The sequence below is a fragment of the Corynebacterium sp. BF-R-2 genome (genome assembly GCF_024586525.1).
In the GTDB taxonomy this organism is placed as follows: Bacteria; Actinomycetota; Actinomycetes; order Mycobacteriales; family Mycobacteriaceae; genus Corynebacterium; species Corynebacterium singulare.
This window is the reverse complement of the sequence record NZ_JAMFTP010000003.1, coordinates 136227-153554: the sequence shown is the minus strand read 5'-3', so window position 1 is coordinate 153554 and position 17328 is coordinate 136227. Positions and strand designations below refer to the sequence as shown.

17 protein-coding genes are annotated in these 17328 nt (G+C 62.4%); 3 read left to right on the top strand and 14 right to left on the bottom strand.

Features of this window, described 5'->3' with window-relative positions; all coding sequences use genetic code 11:
• The first annotated feature begins 168 nt into the window (after nt 1-168).
• Complete coding sequence (locus tag M5J09_RS03015; RefSeq protein WP_042529434.1) at nt 169-468, top strand: WhiB family transcriptional regulator; 300 nt, start codon at nt 169-171, stop codon at nt 466-468.
• Here the strand turns inward: M5J09_RS03015 and M5J09_RS03010 are convergent.
• The 5 genes from M5J09_RS03010 to M5J09_RS02990 form a co-directional block, all read right to left on the bottom strand.
• Entirely contained in the window at nt 465-2807 is a 2343-nt protein-coding gene (locus M5J09_RS03010; RefSeq protein ID WP_374982093.1) for an excinuclease ABC subunit UvrA, read from the bottom strand. The two genes, M5J09_RS03015 and M5J09_RS03010, sit on opposite strands and share 4 nt — an antisense overlap.
• 100 nt (nt 2808-2907) lie before the next feature.
• Nucleotides 2908-4524, bottom strand: a complete 1617-nt coding sequence (gene groL, locus M5J09_RS03005; RefSeq protein WP_042529430.1) for a chaperonin GroEL — start codon at nt 4522-4524, stop codon at nt 2908-2910.
• 12 nt (nt 4525-4536) lie between these two features.
• Nucleotides 4537-4836 (bottom strand): co-chaperone GroES, encoded by a 300-nt coding sequence (gene groES / locus M5J09_RS03000; RefSeq protein WP_296131649.1) that lies wholly within the window; start codon nt 4834-4836, stop codon nt 4537-4539.
• A gap of 140 nt (nt 4837-4976) precedes the next feature.
• Nucleotides 4977-6308: an FtsX-like permease family protein gene (locus M5J09_RS02995; RefSeq protein ID WP_257156905.1), complete on the bottom strand. Its 1332-nt coding sequence runs from the start codon at nt 6306-6308 to the stop codon at nt 4977-4979.
• Nucleotides 6292-6897 carry an ABC transporter ATP-binding protein gene (locus tag M5J09_RS02990; RefSeq protein WP_257156904.1) on the bottom strand — a complete coding sequence of 202 codons (606 nt, stop codon included), beginning with the start codon at nt 6895-6897 and terminating at the stop codon, nt 6292-6294. The genes M5J09_RS02995 and M5J09_RS02990 overlap by 17 nt, the downstream gene beginning before the upstream one ends.
• 112 nt (nt 6898-7009) lie before the next feature.
• On the opposite strand from M5J09_RS02990, the gene M5J09_RS02985 reads away from it, so the two are divergent.
• Entirely contained in the window at nt 7010-8140 is a 1131-nt protein-coding gene (locus tag M5J09_RS02985; protein WP_257156903.1) for a sensor histidine kinase, read from the top strand.
• Nucleotides 8137-8772, top strand: a complete 636-nt coding sequence (locus M5J09_RS02980; RefSeq protein ID WP_257156902.1) for a response regulator transcription factor — start codon at nt 8137-8139, stop codon at nt 8770-8772. The genes M5J09_RS02985 and M5J09_RS02980 overlap by 4 nt, the downstream gene beginning before the upstream one ends.
• Before the next feature lie 34 nt (nt 8773-8806).
• On the opposite strand, the gene M5J09_RS02975 is transcribed toward M5J09_RS02980, so the two are convergent.
• The 9 genes from M5J09_RS02975 to glmS form a co-directional block, all read right to left on the bottom strand.
• Nucleotides 8807-9235 carry a hypothetical protein gene (locus tag M5J09_RS02975; RefSeq protein ID WP_257156901.1) on the bottom strand — a complete coding sequence of 143 codons (429 nt, stop codon included), beginning with the start codon at nt 9233-9235 and terminating at the stop codon, nt 8807-8809.
• Between the two features lie 49 nt (nt 9236-9284).
• Nucleotides 9285-10352 carry a tRNA (adenosine(37)-N6)-threonylcarbamoyltransferase complex transferase subunit TsaD gene (tsaD, locus tag M5J09_RS02970; RefSeq protein WP_257156900.1) on the bottom strand — a complete coding sequence of 356 codons (1068 nt, stop codon included), beginning with the start codon at nt 10350-10352 and terminating at the stop codon, nt 9285-9287.
• Entirely contained in the window at nt 10349-10828 is a 480-nt protein-coding gene (gene rimI, locus M5J09_RS02965) for a ribosomal protein S18-alanine N-acetyltransferase (protein ID WP_257156899.1), read from the bottom strand. Before rimI ends, tsaD begins: the two co-directional genes overlap by 4 nt.
• On the bottom strand, nt 10825-11496 hold the full coding sequence (gene tsaB, locus M5J09_RS02960) for a tRNA (adenosine(37)-N6)-threonylcarbamoyltransferase complex dimerization subunit type 1 TsaB (RefSeq protein ID WP_144791339.1): 672 nt from the start codon (nt 11494-11496) through the stop codon (nt 10825-10827). Before tsaB ends, rimI begins: the two co-directional genes overlap by 4 nt.
• Nucleotides 11496-12023, bottom strand: coding sequence for a hypothetical protein (locus tag M5J09_RS02955; protein WP_257156898.1), 528 nt, complete (start codon nt 12021-12023; stop codon nt 11496-11498). Before M5J09_RS02955 ends, tsaB begins: the two co-directional genes overlap by 1 nt.
• Nucleotides 12024-12118: 95 nt before the next feature.
• Complete coding sequence (locus M5J09_RS02950; protein WP_042529418.1) at nt 12119-13711, bottom strand: aspartate:alanine exchanger family transporter; 1593 nt, start codon at nt 13709-13711, stop codon at nt 12119-12121.
• A gap of 1 nt (nt 13712) precedes the next feature.
• Entirely contained in the window at nt 13713-14177 is a 465-nt protein-coding gene (gene tsaE / locus M5J09_RS02945) for a tRNA (adenosine(37)-N6)-threonylcarbamoyltransferase complex ATPase subunit type 1 TsaE (protein ID WP_070537429.1), read from the bottom strand.
• A complete protein-coding gene (alr, locus tag M5J09_RS02940; RefSeq protein WP_257156897.1) occupies nt 14170-15264 on the bottom strand; it encodes an alanine racemase in 1095 nt (364 codons plus the stop codon). The genes tsaE and alr overlap by 8 nt, the downstream gene beginning before the upstream one ends.
• A gap of 69 nt (nt 15265-15333) precedes the next feature.
• Nucleotides 15334-17205, bottom strand: a complete 1872-nt coding sequence (gene glmS, locus M5J09_RS02935) for a glutamine--fructose-6-phosphate transaminase (isomerizing) (protein ID WP_257156896.1) — start codon at nt 17203-17205, stop codon at nt 15334-15336.
• Between the last annotated feature and the right edge of the window lie 123 nt (nt 17206-17328).

The following is a 17328-nucleotide window of genomic DNA, read 5'->3' as shown; positions in this document are numbered from 1 at the left end:
CGGCAGATTTCGGGCAGTTACACCTGAATGTCAGCAGTGCGTAACGTGCCGTTTACCCAGGGGGGACACACTTCAATCTCGTCTCACCACGCCTCGGCGCTCGTGATGCCTGTCGTACTGGCCTCACACTCGCTAGGGCGCTCTATCTTCGACGAAGGAGAATCGAACGTGTCTCAGTCTTTCCTGCTCCCCGGGCCGAATGCGGACTTATGGGATTGGCAGCTCCAGGGCGCATGCCGTGGAGAAAACTCTGACGTGTTCTATCACCCAGACGGCGAGCGCGGGCGCGCCCGCGCCCAGCGCGAGAACCGCGCCAAGGCCATCTGCCACACCTGCCCGGTCATCGAGCTCTGCCGCGAGCATGCCCTAGCATCTGGCGAGCCCTACGGCGTGTGGGGTGGCATGAGCGAATCTGAGCGCGTCGTCGCCCTGCGCTCGCGTCGCACCCACGCGACCGTCAGCGCTTAAGACTCCTCCGCTTCGGTGCTCTCACGCTCGGTGCGCCCCTCCACCACCTGCGCCAGGTAGCGGGCCGTGAGGGTCTCCGTGTTGAGGAGCTCGCGCGGCGAACACGCCGCCACGACCTCACCACCAGCAGAGCCCGCGCCGGGTCCCATATCGATAACGTGATCGGCGTGTGCCACGACAGCGCGGTTGTGCTCGACGCAGATGAGGGTGAGGGAGGAGTCCACGAGAACGTCGAAAAGCGCCAGCAGCGTGTCGACGTCCTTTCGGTGCAGCCCCACCGTCGGCTCATCCAGCACGAGGATGTCCGTCTTAGCCTTGCGGTCACTCAAGCGCACCGCCAGCTTCAGGCGCTGGCGCTCACCACCCGACAAAGTAGAAAGCGGCTGCCCCAGCGTGAGGTAGCCCAGCCCCACCGCAACGAGCTGCTCACAGACGCGCTTCGCCGCGGCAACTTTGGCGCTCTTGCAATATTCGACGGCCTCTGCAGCCGGCAGTGCCAGCACCTCCGCAATGTTCTTCCCCGCCAGCTTGTAGCCTAGAACGTCGGCGGCGAAACGGCGACCTTCACAGACCTCGCAGGGCACATCCGCGCTATCCATTGCGCCGAACTCCACCGTCACCACGCCCGCACCGGAACACACCGGACAGGCCCCGTCCGAGTTGAAGGAAAACATGCCGGGGGTCGCGCCCTCGTTGGCCTTAGCGAAGGCCTTGCGCAACGCATCCATCGCGCCAGTGTAGGTAGCAGGGTTGGAACGCCGCGAGCCCGACAGCGGAGACTGGTCGACCATGAGGATGCGGTCACTGTCCGGCACACAGTCTATGAGCGAGGACTTACCCGACCCCGCCACGCCGGTAATCACCGTGAGCACACCCAAGGGGATATCCACGTCGATGTTCTTCAGGTTATTGCGGCTCGCCCCGCGGATTTCCAGCACACCGGTGGGCTCGCGCACCTCCTCTCGGAGCTGAGCCGTCCCGCGGTCGATGCTTCCAGTGGAGACAATCTCACCACCCGCCACGCCTGCGCCTGGGCCAAGTTCCACAACACAGTCCGCGATGGCCATCGTTTCCGGGTTGTGCTCCACCACGAGCACCGTGTTGCCTTTATCGCGCAGCTGCAACAGCAGATCGTTCATCCGCGTGACATCGTACGGATGCAGGCCAGCAGTCGGCTCGTCGAAGATGTACGTGACGTCCGTAAGCGCCGAGCCGATGTGCCGCACCATGCGCGTGCGCTGCGCCTCCCCGCCGCTCAACGTTCCAGTGGCGCGGTCGAGAGTCAGGTAGCCCAGTCCGAGTTCCAAGGCGGCTTCCAGCCCGCGCAGCGGGGCGGCAGCTAGCGGTGAGGAGAGAGCGCGGAGCCAGGAGGTGGCGTCGGCAAGCTCCATGGCACACACATCCGCGATGGAGACGCCATCGATGAAGGACTCACGCGCGTGCTGTGCCAAGCGCGTGCCCTGGCACTCCGGGCAGTCGATGAAGACCACCGCACGCTCGACGAAGGCGCGCATGTGCTTCTGGAGGGACTCCACCGGCTTGCTCAGCACGTTGTTCTTCAACCGCGTGACCAGCCCCATGTAGCTCATGTTGACGCCGCCGACCTTAACTTTGGTCTCGGTTTCATACAGGTCGCGTTTTTGTTCCTCCGTGAACTCCGTGACAGGCACGTCCGCCGGGTACAGCCCGGAATCGGCGTAGGCGCGCCACATCCACGAGTCCACTTTCATGCCGGGGTAGATGATGGCGCCGTCGTTGAGGGACAGGGACTCATCGACGAGCTGGCGCTTATCTACGTCCCCCACCTCTCCCCTTCCCTCACAGCGCGGGCACATGCCTCCGGTGCGTTCAAAGCGACGTACCTCCTTGACCCCATTGACTTCAATTGCGCCCTGGCCCGAAGCGGAGGGCACGTTGAAGGAGTAGGCGGCGGGCCCGCCGGCGCGAGGCTCGGCGAGGCGGGAAAAGAGCACACGCAGGTGCCCCGTGATGTCGGTGGCGGTGCCGAATGTGGAGCGCGCGGAGGCCGCCATGGGCTCCTGCCCCACCACGATGGCGGCGGTAAGACCCTCCAGACTTTCCACGTCGGGACGCGGCGGGGCCTGCATAAACCCCTGTACAAAGCCAGGGTAGGTTTCATTGATGAGCCGTTGGGATTCAGCGGCGATGGTATCGAAAACCAGCGACGTCTTGCCGGAGCCGGACACTCCGGTAAAGACGGTGAGCGCATGCTTGGGGATGCGCACGTTGACGTTTTTGAGGTTATTTTCGCGAGCACCAGTGACCGTGATGAATTCCTGTTTCACGGCTGCACAGTCTAGTAACGGGGCTGTCACCATGCCCCGGACACGGCGAAGACCCGCCAAGCCCCGCAGGGTGTGCGGGGAGGCGGGCCTTCCTTACGGCAACGTGGGAAGCTCCTGCTTCCCACGCGCACGTTTAGTGCGCGTGCGCGTGGCCGGACTGCTCCGGTTCTTCCTCGGCGGGCTTCTCCACAACGGAAGCCTCGGTGGTAAGAACCATACGGGCAACAGAGGCAGCGTTGACGACGGCGGAGTGGGTCACCTTCACCGGGTCGATGATGCCCTGCTCGAGCAGGTTGCCATACTCCAGGGTGGCAGCGTTGAAGCCCTCACCGTTGCCCAGCTCGGCAACATGGGCGACGACAACGGAGCCGTCCAGGCCGGCGTTCTCGGCGATCCAGAAGGCCGGGCGGGTCAGCGCGCGGGACACGGCGAGCACGCCAATCTTGGCCTCGCCCTCGAAGCCTTCAGCGAACTCCTCGAGCTCCTTGGAGATCTGAACCAGCGCGGAACCGCCGCCGGCGATAACGCCCTCTTCGACGGCCGCGCGGGCGGCGTTGATGGCGTCCTCGACGCGCAGCTTGCGCTCGTTGACCTCGGTCTCGGTCGCAGCGCCGACGCGGATGACGGCGACACCGCCGGACAGCTTGGCCAGGCGCTCCTCGAGCTTCTCCTTGTCCCAGGTGGAGTCGGTGCGCTCGATTTCGCGACGGATCTGCTCGCGGCGCTCCTCGACGGCCTCCGCCGTACCAGCACCGTCCACGATCACAGTGTCTTCCTTGGACACAGTGACGCGACGAGCGGAACCGAGAACCTCCGGGCCAACTTCCTTGAGGTTGATGCCTACCTCCGGGTCCACGACGGTGGCTCCGGTGACAACGGCAAGGTCATCCATGAAGCCCTTGCGGCGCTCGCCGAAGTACGGGGACTTCACGGCGGCGACCTTGAGGACCTTGCGGATGGAGTTCACGACGAGTGCCTGCAGCGGTTCACCCTCGATGTCCTCAGCGATAATCAGCGTCGGGCGCGAGGACTCTGCGATCTTCTCCAGCAGCGGCAGGAAATCCGGCAGGGAGGAGATCTTGTTGCGGACGAGGAGAATTGCGGCGTCGTCAAGCACAGCGTTGTAGGTCTCCTCCTCCGTAGCGAAGTACGGGGAGAGGTAGCCCTTGTCGAAGGAAATGCCTTCAGTAACGTCCACGGTGGACTCGATGGTCTGGGACTCTTCGACGGTCACGACGCCGTCCTTGCCCACCTTGTCCATCGCACCGGCGACCATCTCGCCGACCTCCGCATCACGGGAGGACACGGTGGCCACCTGAGAAATCTCCGCAGAAGAGTTCACCGGGGTCGCGCGCTTCTTCAGCTCCTCGACGACCTTCTCGGCCGCCGCCGCGATGCCCTTGTTGAGCTCCACCGGGTTAGCGCCGGCAGCAACGTTGCGCAGGCCCTCGAAGACGATAGCCTGGGCCAGCAAGGTAGCGGTGGTGGTGCCGTCACCGGCGATGTCGTTGGTCTTGACGGCCACCGACTTCACCAGCTGGGCACCGAGGTTCTCAAACGGGTCATCAAGGTCGATGTCGCGAGCAATGGTGACGCCGTCATTGGTGACGGTCGGTCCACCGAAGGCCTTGGACAGCACGACATTGCGGCCGCGGGGGCCGAGGGTGACCTTGACGGCGTCGGCAAGCGTGTCCACACCGCGCTGGATGCCCTCGCGGGCCTCCTGGTCAAATGCAATCAGCTTTGGCATAAGGTTATTCGCCTACTTCTCGATGACAGCGAGCAGGTCACGGGCGGACAGCAGGAGGTACTCCTGGCCGTCGTACTTCAGCTCAGTGCCGCCGTACTTGGAGAAGATGACGGTGTCGCCCTCGTTGACGCCAACCGGGACAACCTCGCCCTTGTCGTTGGTGCGGCCCGGGCCAACAGCCACGACGGTGGCCTCCTGCGGCTTCTCCTGAGCAGAGTCCGGGATAACCAGGCCGGATGCGGTGGTGGTTTCAGCTTCAACGATCTGGACGAGGACCTTGTCCTCCAGCGGCTTGATGTTTGCCATGATGATTTCCTCCGAATTGTTCCTAATGCGCGCCCACATGAGCGCGCGCGTGCCGGTTGTGGGTGTCCAGCACAGCCGTCGTCGCGGGTGAACAACTGTGGGTCAAAACAACCTGACTAGCACTCTACCCGCGCGACTGCTAGCCCTCAACGTTCCGGGGCGCTAACACGTTCGCCCAGCGCGAACGGCACCCCTAGCGCGCGAGAGTTGTCATTTTTCGGGCGCTGATCTGCACCGGGCCGGCCTCCCCCTCGCGCGCGTACGAAGCCAGCGAGCGCCAGCTTGACGACGCACAAGGCACTAAACATTGCCCCGAAAACTACGCCGAAGGACAGCCACCACAGCTGCTCCACCAACGTCCGGCTGAAAGGGACCTGTGGGCTAAGCAGGTGGTGGAGCGGGAGGAGCGCAGCCAAGCACAGTGCACATACCACTCCAACCGCGGTCAGGGTCAGACAAGCCGCCTCTCCCACTTGTATGCGCGCCCAAGCTGAAGGAGCTGCGCCTGCCAGGCTAAGGCCACGAATATCGGCTGCGATGCGGCCGTGCATCAGCAGCGAGGTAAGCACGGCGCCCACGATGCTAGGGGCAAAGACAGGCCCTAAAAGGGCGACGAAGACTTGCCAGGAGGACAAGGTGCCGCCGGCGCCTGCGTCGTTCCCAAAGCGCAGGCCCGAGCCGACGGAGACGATAAAGCCACCGACGAGCACCCACGGCACGATGTGCGGGGTGGAAAAAGACCGGCGCACGCGCACATTAGCCCCAGCGATGCCGACCGCGCGGGTCCATTGATCCAGAACAGGCATAAGCCAGGGCAAAAAGAGCGCGACGAGGATGACCAAGCCCATCTCGGCCGAAAGGAGGTCACCGGGATCATCGATGTGCAGGCATCCATAGACCGTGCCGCCGATGGCCGCGGATGCGAGCAGGAATTTCACCATGAGCCACGACGGGTGTGCGGTGGCGCGCGGGCGAAAGACTCGGCGCAGTGGAGGGAGCGCGCCAACTAGGGCCGCGGACATGCAGACGGCTACCGCAATGACAACAACCTGGCCGGTTATGGCAATATCTGGCATGGGGATGCCGTCACTGCGCAGGGCACGCACACACGGTGCGAGCAGCGGACGGGCCGGCAGCACACCGAGTAATCCGGCAGCCGCGCTGACCACCGCGACTTGGCCCAGAATGAAAAACAGGATCATCCATCCCGGCATGCCCACCATGCGCCAGGAGCGGTAGACCGGCTCGCGCTCGGCAATGATAAGGCGCATCTGAGACAGTGTCACCAGCACCACCACGCACAGTGACATTGCCAGCACCGTGCCGCCCAGAGGCCCAGCGGGGTTTTCTTCGGCCCCGGAGGAAGCCACCAGCATGGCTAGTGCCAGGGTGCAGGAACCAGAGGACACCACCAGGGTCAGCGCCACGGCCAGCCACGATAGCCAATTGGCCTGTAAGTCCTTAAGCCACACCAGCATGGGCCACCTCCTCCAAGGAAATGACCCGGTCGGCCGCCTCGGCGGCAAGGTGCGAGTGAGTCACCATGATCACGCTGGCTCCATCGCGGGCGACGGCACGAAGGTGGGAAAGGACGGTGGAAGCGGTGGCGTCGTCAAGCGCGCCCGTAGGCTCGTCAGCGAAGATATAGGGCGCTTGGGCCAGCAATGCCCGGGCGACGGCCACGCGTTGCTGCTGCCCACCAGACAGCTGCGCGGGCAGGCGACTCTCCAATCCAGCGAGACCGAGCGAGTCGAAGACCTCTGCCACCCGGCCGCGTGTAGGGCGCCGTCCGGAAAAACGCGCCGTCAAGGTAGCATTGCGTTGCGCGTTGAGGGATTCCAGCAGGTTGTAGTCCTGGAATACAAATGCACGCTGCTTGCGCCCCGGTGCGTTGACTCGGCCGGACGTGGGCTTATCTAGCCCGGATAGCAGGTTCAGGAGCGTGGTTTTGCCGCTTCCGGAGGGCCCCATGATGGCCACGAATTCGCCTGGGGCGATGGACACACTGACGCGATTGAGCACGGTGCGGCGGCCGTAGCGCTTACTAAGGTTTTCTGCTTTTAACATGCCTCTGATTCCACTCGGCCACGCAAAGCAATGACATGGGGCTGGCTACCCGGAAAATGGTGGAGCTAGCTCCACTGCCCTTCCACCGGCATGGCGGATAGGGTCGAAGACTATGCGAACCCTCAAAGCCTGTGCGTGGAGCCTCCTCCTTGGCGTGCTGTGTATCCCAACCTTGGTGATTTCGGTGTTGATGCTGCCGTGGATCCCATTGGTGGGTCGCGCCGCGGAGTTTGTCGGCCGGTTGGGGGCACAGTGGATGGGCGTGGAAATTCCACCCCGGCGCGCAGATCGATGGTTTGATTGGCAGCAGTTCTATCACCTCGTGTTGCAGTTATTGATTTCAGCTGCGTGTTTTACCGCGTGGACGGCCCTGGGTTTCACAGCGGGTGTGCTAGTGATAGCGCCATTCGTGCCTAAGGCTGAGTTCTCCGTTGGCGAGTGGTCCACCTCCAACCGTCCGCTGATTTTCTTCACCTGCTGGCTGGCCGCGGCAGTGCTGGTGGCTCTATTGGTAGGCCTCAACCGCCTCTTGGTCTTGGCGTCGACCACGCTAACGCGGCTGGCATTGAGTCCTTCGGCTGAGGAATTGGCAGCTTCGCGTACCACACTCATTGATGCCTTCTCCGGCGAGCGCCGCCGCATCGAACGCGAACTGCACGATGGCCCGCAGCAGTACCTCACCGCGCTGAAGCTCAACTTGGCCGCGGCAAAACTACAAGCCCCTTCCCAAGCACAGCAGGCCTTGACTGACGCAGAACATAATGCCTCTTTGGCCCTGGCTTCATTGCGGGCGACAGTGCGTGGCATTGCGCCGCAGGTGCTTTTCGATGACGGACTTATCCCCGCCCTCGACGAGTTACTCGCCCATTCCGGACTTGAGACCACACTTCGCGTAGAGGGCGCTGAGAGCTCGATTGACGAGACCACAGCACTGCTGGCCTACCATGCAGTCGCCGAGGCGCTCACAAACGCCTCTAAGCACGGCGCAGCCACCGAAGCCGCGGTAACGATCGCTTTTAGGGATATGCTGCGCCTAGAAATCGTAGATAATGGCACGGGACCCACGGACAAAGAGCCGGACGGTGAGAGTGCATCTGTGGGTTCGGGCACGGGCCTCGCCGGGCTGCGCGAGCGTGCTGCTGCACTCGGCGGCACGGTGACCTTTGATGCTGCTAGCGCCAATGCTACGGGTGAAGGCGGCGGCCAGCTGCTGGTCAAACTACCGCTGAGGGAGGCGAAATGAAGCTATTACTCGCAGAAGATTCCGCGCTCCTGCGCGCGGGGCTGGAGCAACTACTCAGTGCGTTAGGCCATAGCGTCACGGCAATCACAGATGCCGAAGCACTGCGCGCCATCGCAGGGCAGGAAGACTTCGACCTCATTATCAGCGATGTGCGCATGCCGCCCACGATGACCGATGACGGGCTTCAAGCCGTGCATGATCTGCGAGCAGCCAACCCCGCCCAACCCGTAGTGGTGCTCAGCCAATACGTAGCGGCAAGCTATCTCGACCGCCTCCTGGAGCACGGCGGATTCGGGTACCTACTCAAGGAGCGCGTTTCTGATGTTGAGGAATTCGTGCGCACGCTTAACGATGTCGCCCGCGGCGGCACCGTGGTAGACCCAGAGGTGGTCACGGCGCTGCTTTCCGCAAGGCACACTGGTTTAGCCCGGCTCACCCCTCGCGAGCGGGAGGTACTGGGGCTTATGGCCCAAGGATTGAGCAATAAAGACATTGAGGACACGCTCGTCCTTACCTCCGGAGCAGTAAGCAAGCACGTCTCCAATGTATTTATAAAGCTCGGGTTTCGACCCGAGGACTCCAACCGACGGGTGAAGGCCGTATTAACATGGCTGCGGCACACCGAGCGCTAGAAAAGCGATCAGGCCCTACAAACAACGGCTGGAATTAGACCTGCTTGTCAGAGTTGAGCACGGCCGCGCGCCAGAGGTTGTACTCCTCCGGGTTGTCCTCGCGGTAGTTTTTCACCGCACGGATGCCGTGCTCAACGGCTTCGATGACCTCGTCAATGTTCTTGTCATCGCCGTCGGCGGCAACGAAAATCACCGGGCCGCAGATGGAGCGGATCGGGTCCTGCAGGAAGGCGGAGTTGCCGGTATCAGCAGCGTTGCGAGCCAGGGAAGCCACCGGGTTCGGGTCAGCGCCCTCGGCCTTGGCGTTTGGGTTGAAGAGGGCGGCGTAGGTCTGGCCATCGTCCTGGAAGGCCACGGAGACGCGGTCTTCGGTGGTGCCGCCGAGGAACTGATTAGCCTGTTCCAGCTCGAACTCGATGGTGCGGCGGGACAGGTCCGGGTTGACGAGGAATCCAGTGGTCATAGCGGTGAGAGCTCCTTGATAGCCAGCGGGGCAGTATGCAGCCCCAAGACTACCGGTGGGCTGGGGTTTCCGCATCCGCTAGAAGCGGGATTTCCACCTCCAGTTGGGTATCGGTACCGCAGGCCAGCCCGGAAGGCTCGGCGCCTTCGTGAATCAGCTGGGCGGCAACGGCCGCAATCATAAGACCATTATCGGTACACAGGGAAAAGCGCGGCACGCGCAGCTCAATTCCTGCGGACTCGCAGCGCTTGGCGGCCAGCGCACGCAAGCGCGAGTTCGCCGCCACGCCACCGCCGAGCAGCAGCACCTGTGCCCCGGTGTCCTGGCACGCACGCACGGCCTTGGCGGTGAGCACGTCCGCCACGGCTTCCTGGAAGGAGGCGCAGAGGTCCTCGACGCGAATTGTTTGCCCTTCGCGCTCGGCCTTTTCCACATGGCGCGCCACTGCGGTCTTGAGGCCAGAGAAGGAGAAGTTGTGGCGGTTGGGGCCACGCAGATCCTCGGCGCGGGAGAGACCGCGCGGCAGGTCGATGATGGGTTCACCCTGGGCGGCCAGCTTATCGATGACCGGCCCTCCCGGATACCCCAACCCCAGGAGACGGGAGACTTTGTCGTAGGCTTCGCCGGCGGCGTCGTCAAGCGTGGTGCCCAGTTCCTTCATGGGTTTGCCCACGGCCTCAACCTCCAGCAGCTGGGTGTGCCCGCCGGAGACGAGCAAGGCGACCGAGTGCGGCAGCTCCTCGCCCTCGAGGTTGGCCACCGCCACGTGCCCACCGAGGTGATTGACGCCATAGAAAGGCACGCCCCACGCGGAAGCGAAGGCCTTGGCGGCGGAGGCACCCACGAGAAGCGCGCCGGCCAGGCCCGGCCCCACGGTGGCGGCTACCGCATCAGGCTTCTCGACGCCCGCCTCCTCCAACGCCGCCTCCATCACCTGCGGCATGGCCTCAAGGTGGGCGCGGGAGGCAATTTCAGGAACCACGCCGCCGAAACGCGCGTGCTGGTCCATGGAGGAGGCCACAACGTTAGCGAGGATCTCCATGTGGCCGTCGTCCGACAGCTGGATGATTCCCACGCCGGTTTCGTCGCAGGAGGACTCGATTCCGAGGATGATCATCTCTCACTCTTTCGTGGTCGGTACATAGTGTGGGCGTCGGCGCCGGACGGCTGGTAGTAGTTGCGACGCAGCCCGTTGATCACAAAATCATAGGCCTCGTAGAGGCGGATGGCAGGCTCGTTGCCCACGCGGACTTCGAGGAAGATGGGCGCATCGTGGGCATCTGCCAACTCGACGAGAGCATCCATCATCATGCGCGCGATGCCGCGGCGCTGCGCCTCGGGCGCCACGCCGATGGTGCGGATTTCATAGTCCGGCCACGCGGCAGGACCCATCCGCCCCACGCCGGCGTAGCCCAGAGCTTCCCAAGGTTCATCATCCTGCTCCGCCTCATCCACTGCCCAGTAGGTGGTGTGTCCGGCGGCGATCTCCTGTTCAAAGGCACGCGCGGGCCAGGGACTTTCGCCCGGGAAGAGGATTTTTTCCAGCTCAGCGCAGCGCGGGGCGTCAGCAGGAGTGAGCGGGCGCAACCTCATGATTCGGTCAGTTCAGCGCCGCCGACGAGCGCGGTTGAGCGTGGCTTAGCCTGCGGAACCTTCGCATCAGGGCGGCGCAGATAAAGCGGGACGAGCGGCGCGGGTTCGGCCGTAAAATCTGCGCAGGCGACAAGGCCGGCCGCGCGCGGGGTCGCCCACTCACGGGGAAGCCCGGAAAGGGCTTCCGGCAGGCGCGGGGCGATGGATTCAGGGAAGATGAGCCGCGCGGAGTCCGTCGGCATTTCAAGCGTTTCCGGCTTGGACACCTCAGGGCCGCTCACCCGGCGCCCATCGGCATAGGTGCCCCAGTACACCTCTTTGCGGCGCGCATCGATGGCCACCAGCCACTCCCCTGCTCGACCATGCGCGATGGCATCGAGCGTGCACACGCCATACACCGGCAGGTTCAACGCCACGCCCAGGGCGGACGCCGTAGCCATGCCAACGCGCAACCCCGTGAAGGGACCCGGCCCCGTGCCCACGACGAGGGCGGAGAGGTCGGGGTAGGTGAGGGAGGCGTCGACAAGCAGCTCCTCAATCGTGGGGATGAGCTGCTCATTGTGCGCACGAGTATCGGTGATGACGCGATCGATGCTCTCGCCCGTGTCCGTGTCGACGATTCCCGTGACAAGGTCAGTCGTGGCGGTGTCGAGTGCGAGAACCTTCATTAGCCCACGAAGTGCCAGTTGGTGCTGTCGTCATCCTTCTCGGCGCGGAGGAACTGCATCGGCGTGTTCGGCTGGACCGGGTACACAGCCGGCAGGTCCTGCCCCTGCTGCTTCGCAGCTTCAGTCTGCTTGAGCAGCTCGTCACACAGATCAACGTTGGAGCGCTGAAGCTTCTCCGCGTGATACTCCTGCTCGGTGGAGACGGTGACGAAGTAGTTCACGTCATCGGCCACCTTGCCGTCCTCGAATTCAATGTCAGCGGTATCCACCTGGGCTTCGCTAAGGTCCTTTTCCGTCGTGCCCGGGCACACCACGAGGCCGCCAATCTGGTCGGAACCGTAGACGTCCGGAACGAGGAGCGCTGCAAAGTTGAGGTTCTTCGGGTAGTCCGTCAGAGTCTCAGACAGCGTCGACGTGATCTCGCCATCAGCGGAGTCTTTATTCATCGATAATGCGATGAGGGCCGCAAGGAAAATGGCGAAGCCGCCGATAACAACGGTGGTGATGAATTGGCCGAGCTTGTTCATAAAGTTTATTCGCTCCTAAAAAAGGGAGGTACAGTACGCGTTCATCCTACGCGACTGCCCTCCCATGCTCCTGCACTACCCAGCGCAGGCGCGTGTTAGACGATGATCAGCGCCAGCATCTGACACATGAGGATCTTTCCGATAATCGTGGTCGGATAAACCGTGGCATAGCCACGCTCCGCCAACTGAGTTCCGGTCTGCGAGTTAAGGTATGCCATGACCGCAGGGTTGGTGGTCATGCCGGCGGCTACGCCCATGGCCTCATCAAACTTGAGACGCAGCACCAAGGTGCACACGAGACCGATGCCGATGGCAGAAACGAGGGACAGCACAACGCCCACACCCATGTACTTCAGTGACGTCGGATCCGACAAGGCGTCACGGAACTGACCACCGGCAGAGGTACCCACGCCCGCCAAGAACAAGGTCAGGCCCAAGGTCGAGATGGTCTGCTTAGCGTGGAATGGCATCTGCCAGTGAATGGGGCCCGTTCGGCCAAGCGCACCGAGGATGAGGCCCACGACGATGGGGCCGCCACCGAAACCGAAGGACAGGGTGGTACCGCCTGGTAGCGGAATCGGGATAGCACCGAAGAGTAGGCCGATGAGCAAGCCAAGGGCAAAGGGGAACAAGTCAACGTTGCCGAGCTTGGATTCGGAATCACCGAGGAAGTTACGGACGCTATCAAGACGGCCCGGTGCAGTGACAACACGGACACGGTCGGAGTAGTAGAGCACGGTGTTCTCATTCGGCACGATTTGAGTATCACCGCGGCGGATACGGGCGATGAGGAAGCCATGGCTCAAGGTGTCCAATTCCCCAATCGTGCGGCCGGCGACCTTCGGATTCGACACCGTGAGGCGGCGGTAAATAAGGCCATCTTCCTCATGAAGATGCAGTTGTATCTCTTCGCCCAAGATAGCGATCGCGCGCTCTAGCGCTGGGATGGTGCCGTTGAGCAGAAGCTCCATACCGGCACGCAGCTCCATGTTCGGATCAGCAAGGACGTGATCATTCGACGTGCGGAGGCAGCGGGTAGCGATGACCGCCTCACCCGTGTATTCCGCAAGCTCGCCCACGGTAATGCCGTGGTCTTTGGTCAGGCGCACTGCCTTCCACTTGAGAGGCTCGGACAGCATGCCTTCTTCTTTGGCATCCTTGACGTGGTTGATACCGAAGAGCGGGGCGCCGATTGCGGCTACCAGGATGGTGGCGATGATGCAGCCAGGGTAGGCCAGGGAGTAGCCAACGACGGGGGCACTGTTTCCACCCAATGTCTCAACCACAGCAGCCATACCCGGCGTGGAGCTCTGGGAACCGGCCAGCATACCGACGGCCTGGGCCGGGTCGAGATCGAAAAAGCGCACCGCCGCAGTGGTCAGGCCAGCCAAAACGAAGAACAGAATGATGACGACCAACGACATCTTCCAGCCGCGTCGACGGAAATCCTCAAAGAAGCTACGACCAAAGTTCAAACCAATGACGTAGACGAAGATGGCCAGACCAAACTGGTAGACAAACGGGGGAACCACAATGTCCGGGTTAGCTGCGGACAAGCCCAAAGCCACGAACATTGCAGCTGCGGCACCGAGGGAAATTCCAAAAAAGTTGATTTTACCGACGGCCAAACCGACCGCCATGATCAAAAAGAGTGTTAAGAGGGGTTGTTCAGCCAAAAAGGCCAGCACATCACATCACCCAATTCCAAGTAAAGACGCGGACATCATCCTCTGAGTCGCGGTTGATTGATACAGCAAGATAGGAATCCGATAGACGCTCCATGAAGCCGCCACCCCACTCAGCAACAACCACAGCGTCTTCGAGATCGGTGTCTAAGTCTAGACTGTCGAGCTCCCCCAATGGATCATCGGAATGGTCAAGGAGCCGGTAGGCATCGACGTGCACCAACGTCGGCCCACCCACGGTTGAGGGGTGCTCGCGGGCGATGACAAAGGTGGGTGAGGTGACCCGCCCTTTCACCCGCATTCCCCGAGCAATGCCCTGGGTAAAGGTGGTTTTTCCGGCACCCAGAGGGCCATCAAGAATGACAAGATCCCCGGCTTCGAGCGCGGCTCCCAATTCTTCGCCGAAAACCTGCGCGTCCTCCGCAGTGGCGGCCTCGCGGGTTCCAGAGTGTGGAAAATCACTAAGCATTAGAAGTTCCTTCACAATAAATTCGGGTGGTACGGCCGGTGGGACGGCACACGATTTCATAGTTGATGGTTCCGGCGGCGTCGGCAAGCTCCGTCGCGCTCATTCCGCCAGGGCCAAACAGGACAGCAGTGTCCCCCGCCTCCACGCCGTGCGGGTTGGAACCGAGATCAACGATGATCTGGTCCATGCACACGCGCCCCACCTGCAGGTATAGCTCACCACCAAGCCCCACGTGGAGCGCCCCTTGGACGTCGCGCGGAAGACCGTCAGCATAGCCAACAGCCACAGTGGCGAGGTAGCGGTCACTCTCCGCGGTCCACGTAAGTCCATAACTCGTGGACTCACCTGCCGAAATCGGCTTCACTGCCACGACGGAACTTTCCCAGCTCATGGCAGGTATGAGTCCATGCTCGCGGCCGGCGACGGGCTCCAGCCCGTAGAGAGCCACGCCCACGCGCACCTGGTCAAAGCGCGCGGAGGGCCGCGTCAGCGCCGCCGGAGAGTTCGCCAGATGGTTAATGGGACACTCCAGTCCCACCTCACGGGCACAGGAAAGGGCCTCCCGGAATTCCGCTTCCTGGTGGTCATTGTGGGGATGCGTAGGATCATCTGCGCACGCAAAGTGGGACATGAGGCCGAGGACGGTGATCGTGGGGGCGTCGCGAAGCACTGCGAACGTTTCGGACCACTCGTGCTTATCGACGCCCGACCGGTGCATCCCCGTCTCCACCATCACGAAAGCCTCAGTGTGGCGCCCAGTCGCAATCAGTGCACGAGCGTGCTCGAGGGAAGGAATGCCTATCTGAATGCCGGCATCCAGCGCCGGTGTGAGATCCTCGTGCGGGTCCCACAACCAACCGGCGATTGGAGCGGTGGGGATGACCTGACGCAGCGCCACGGCTTCGGACAGTGTGGCGACACCGAAAGCATCCGCTCCCGCCTCCTCCATGACTGGAGCCACACGCTCGATGCCGTGGCCGTAGGCATCCGCCTTAACCACGCACATAAGACGGGCTGGGGCCACCGCCTCCTTAACAACAGCGACGTTGTGGGCAATAGCGGCGAGGTCAACGGTGGTTCTCAACATGCCCTCATTGTGCCACGAGCGGGCAGGAGCTCCATGCTCGCTGCCCGCTCGTTGGTACTGGGGATGGATTTACTCCACGGTGACGGACTTGGCCAGGTTACGTGGCTGATCCACGTCATAACCCTTAGCCGTGGCCACGCCGCAGGCAAAGATCTGCAGCGGCACGGTGGCCAACAGCGGCTGCATGAGGGTCGGCGCCTGCGGGATGCGAATGATGTGGTTGGCGTAGGCCTCCACAGCCTCATCTCCTTCTTCCGCAATAACGATGGTGATGGCACCACGGGCGCGGATCTCCTGGATGTTGGAGACCACCTTGGAGTGAAGGGAATCGCGGCCACGCGGGGACGGCACAATGACGAAGACCGGCTGGCCTTCCTCAATCAGTGCGATGGGGCCGTGCTTGAGCTCACCAGCAGCGAAGCCCTCAGCGTGGAGGTACGCAATCTCCTTAAGCTTGAGCGCTCCTTCAAGCGCTACCGGGAAGCCCACGTGGCGGCCCAGGAAGAGCACCGACTTGGCGTTCTCCATAGCGTTGGCCAGGTCATAGACCTGCTGCTCATTGGCGATAACCTTTCCAACCTTGTCGGGCATCGCACGCAGCTCGTTGAGGACAGCGTTGACCTCATCGGAGAACATGTTGCCGCGCAAGCGCGCCAAGTACAGGCCCAGCAGATAGGTTGCGGTGATCTGCGCCAGGAAGGCCTTGGTGGAGGCCACAGCAATTTCCGGACCGGCGTGGGTGTACAGGGCAGCGTCGGACTCGCGAGGAATGGAGGAACCCTGGGTGTTGCAAATGGCGATAACCTTGGCGCCCTGCTGACGTGCGTGGCGCACGGCCATGAGAGTATCCATGGTCTCGCCGGACTGCGACAGAGCCACCACGAGGGTCTTCTCATTCACGATTGGGTCGCGGTAGCGGAACTCGTGGGCGAGCTCAACCTCGCACGGGATTCGGCACCAGTGCTCAATGGCATAGCGCGCGACGTGGCCGGCATAAGCTGCCGTACCGCAGGCGATGACGATGATCTTGTCGATGGACTTCAGCACTGACTCGTCAATACGAATCTCATCGAGAACCAGGTTGCCGTTCTCATCGAGGCGACCAAGCAGCGTATCGCGCACGGCAGCAGGCTGGTCGTGGATCTCCTTCTCCATGAAGGAGTTGTAGCCGCCCTTCTCAGCTGCAGCAGCATCCCACTTAATCTCGAAAGGCTTGCCCTCGGCAGGGTTGCCATCGTAGTCAGTGATCTCAATGTCGTCAGCGGTGATGGTCACAACCTGGTCGTTATCCATCTCGACGGCGGACTTCGTGTAGTCGATGAAGCCCGAAACATCTGAGCCAAGGAAGTTCTCCCCTTCGCCCAGACCAATGACCAGCGGCGAATCGCGGCGTGCCGCCACGATGCGGTCAGCCTGGTCAGCATGAATAGCCAGGAGAGTGAAGGCACCCTCGAGGCGGGCAGCGGTCAGCTGCATAGCCTTGGTGAGGTCTTCACCAGCTTCGTCGTGGAAGATATCGCCCAACAGGGTGGCAGCTACTTCGGTATCAGTTTCGGAGACGAAGTTGTGGCCCTTGGACTCCAGCTCGTGCTTAAGTTCGGCGAAGTTCTCAATGATGCCGTTGTGAACGACGGCAAGCTTGCCTTCATCAACCACATGCGGGTGGGCGTTGAGATCCGTCGGGCCACCATGAGTGGCCCAACGGGTGTGACCAATGCCCAGGACGGAATCCTTCAGCGGGCGGGCTTCGATTTCCGCCTCAAGTGCCGCTACCTTACCGGCTTTCTTGCGCCAGCCAATCTCACCATCGGTGTACATGGCAACGCCCGCGGAGTCATACCCGCGGTATTCGAGACGGCGCAGGCCTTCCAGCACCACGTCCAGGGCAAAGTAGTCACGACCATCAGTGTTATGGCCTACATATCCAACGATTCCACACATAAAACGGGATCCTACAGCACGGATCCCCTCCACCGAAGGTCAGGGACGGGACTTTCACTGCAGAGGACGCCACCTTCATCGTCGTCTTTAAAGACCCCTCTACACGACGCATTCCACCTGTGC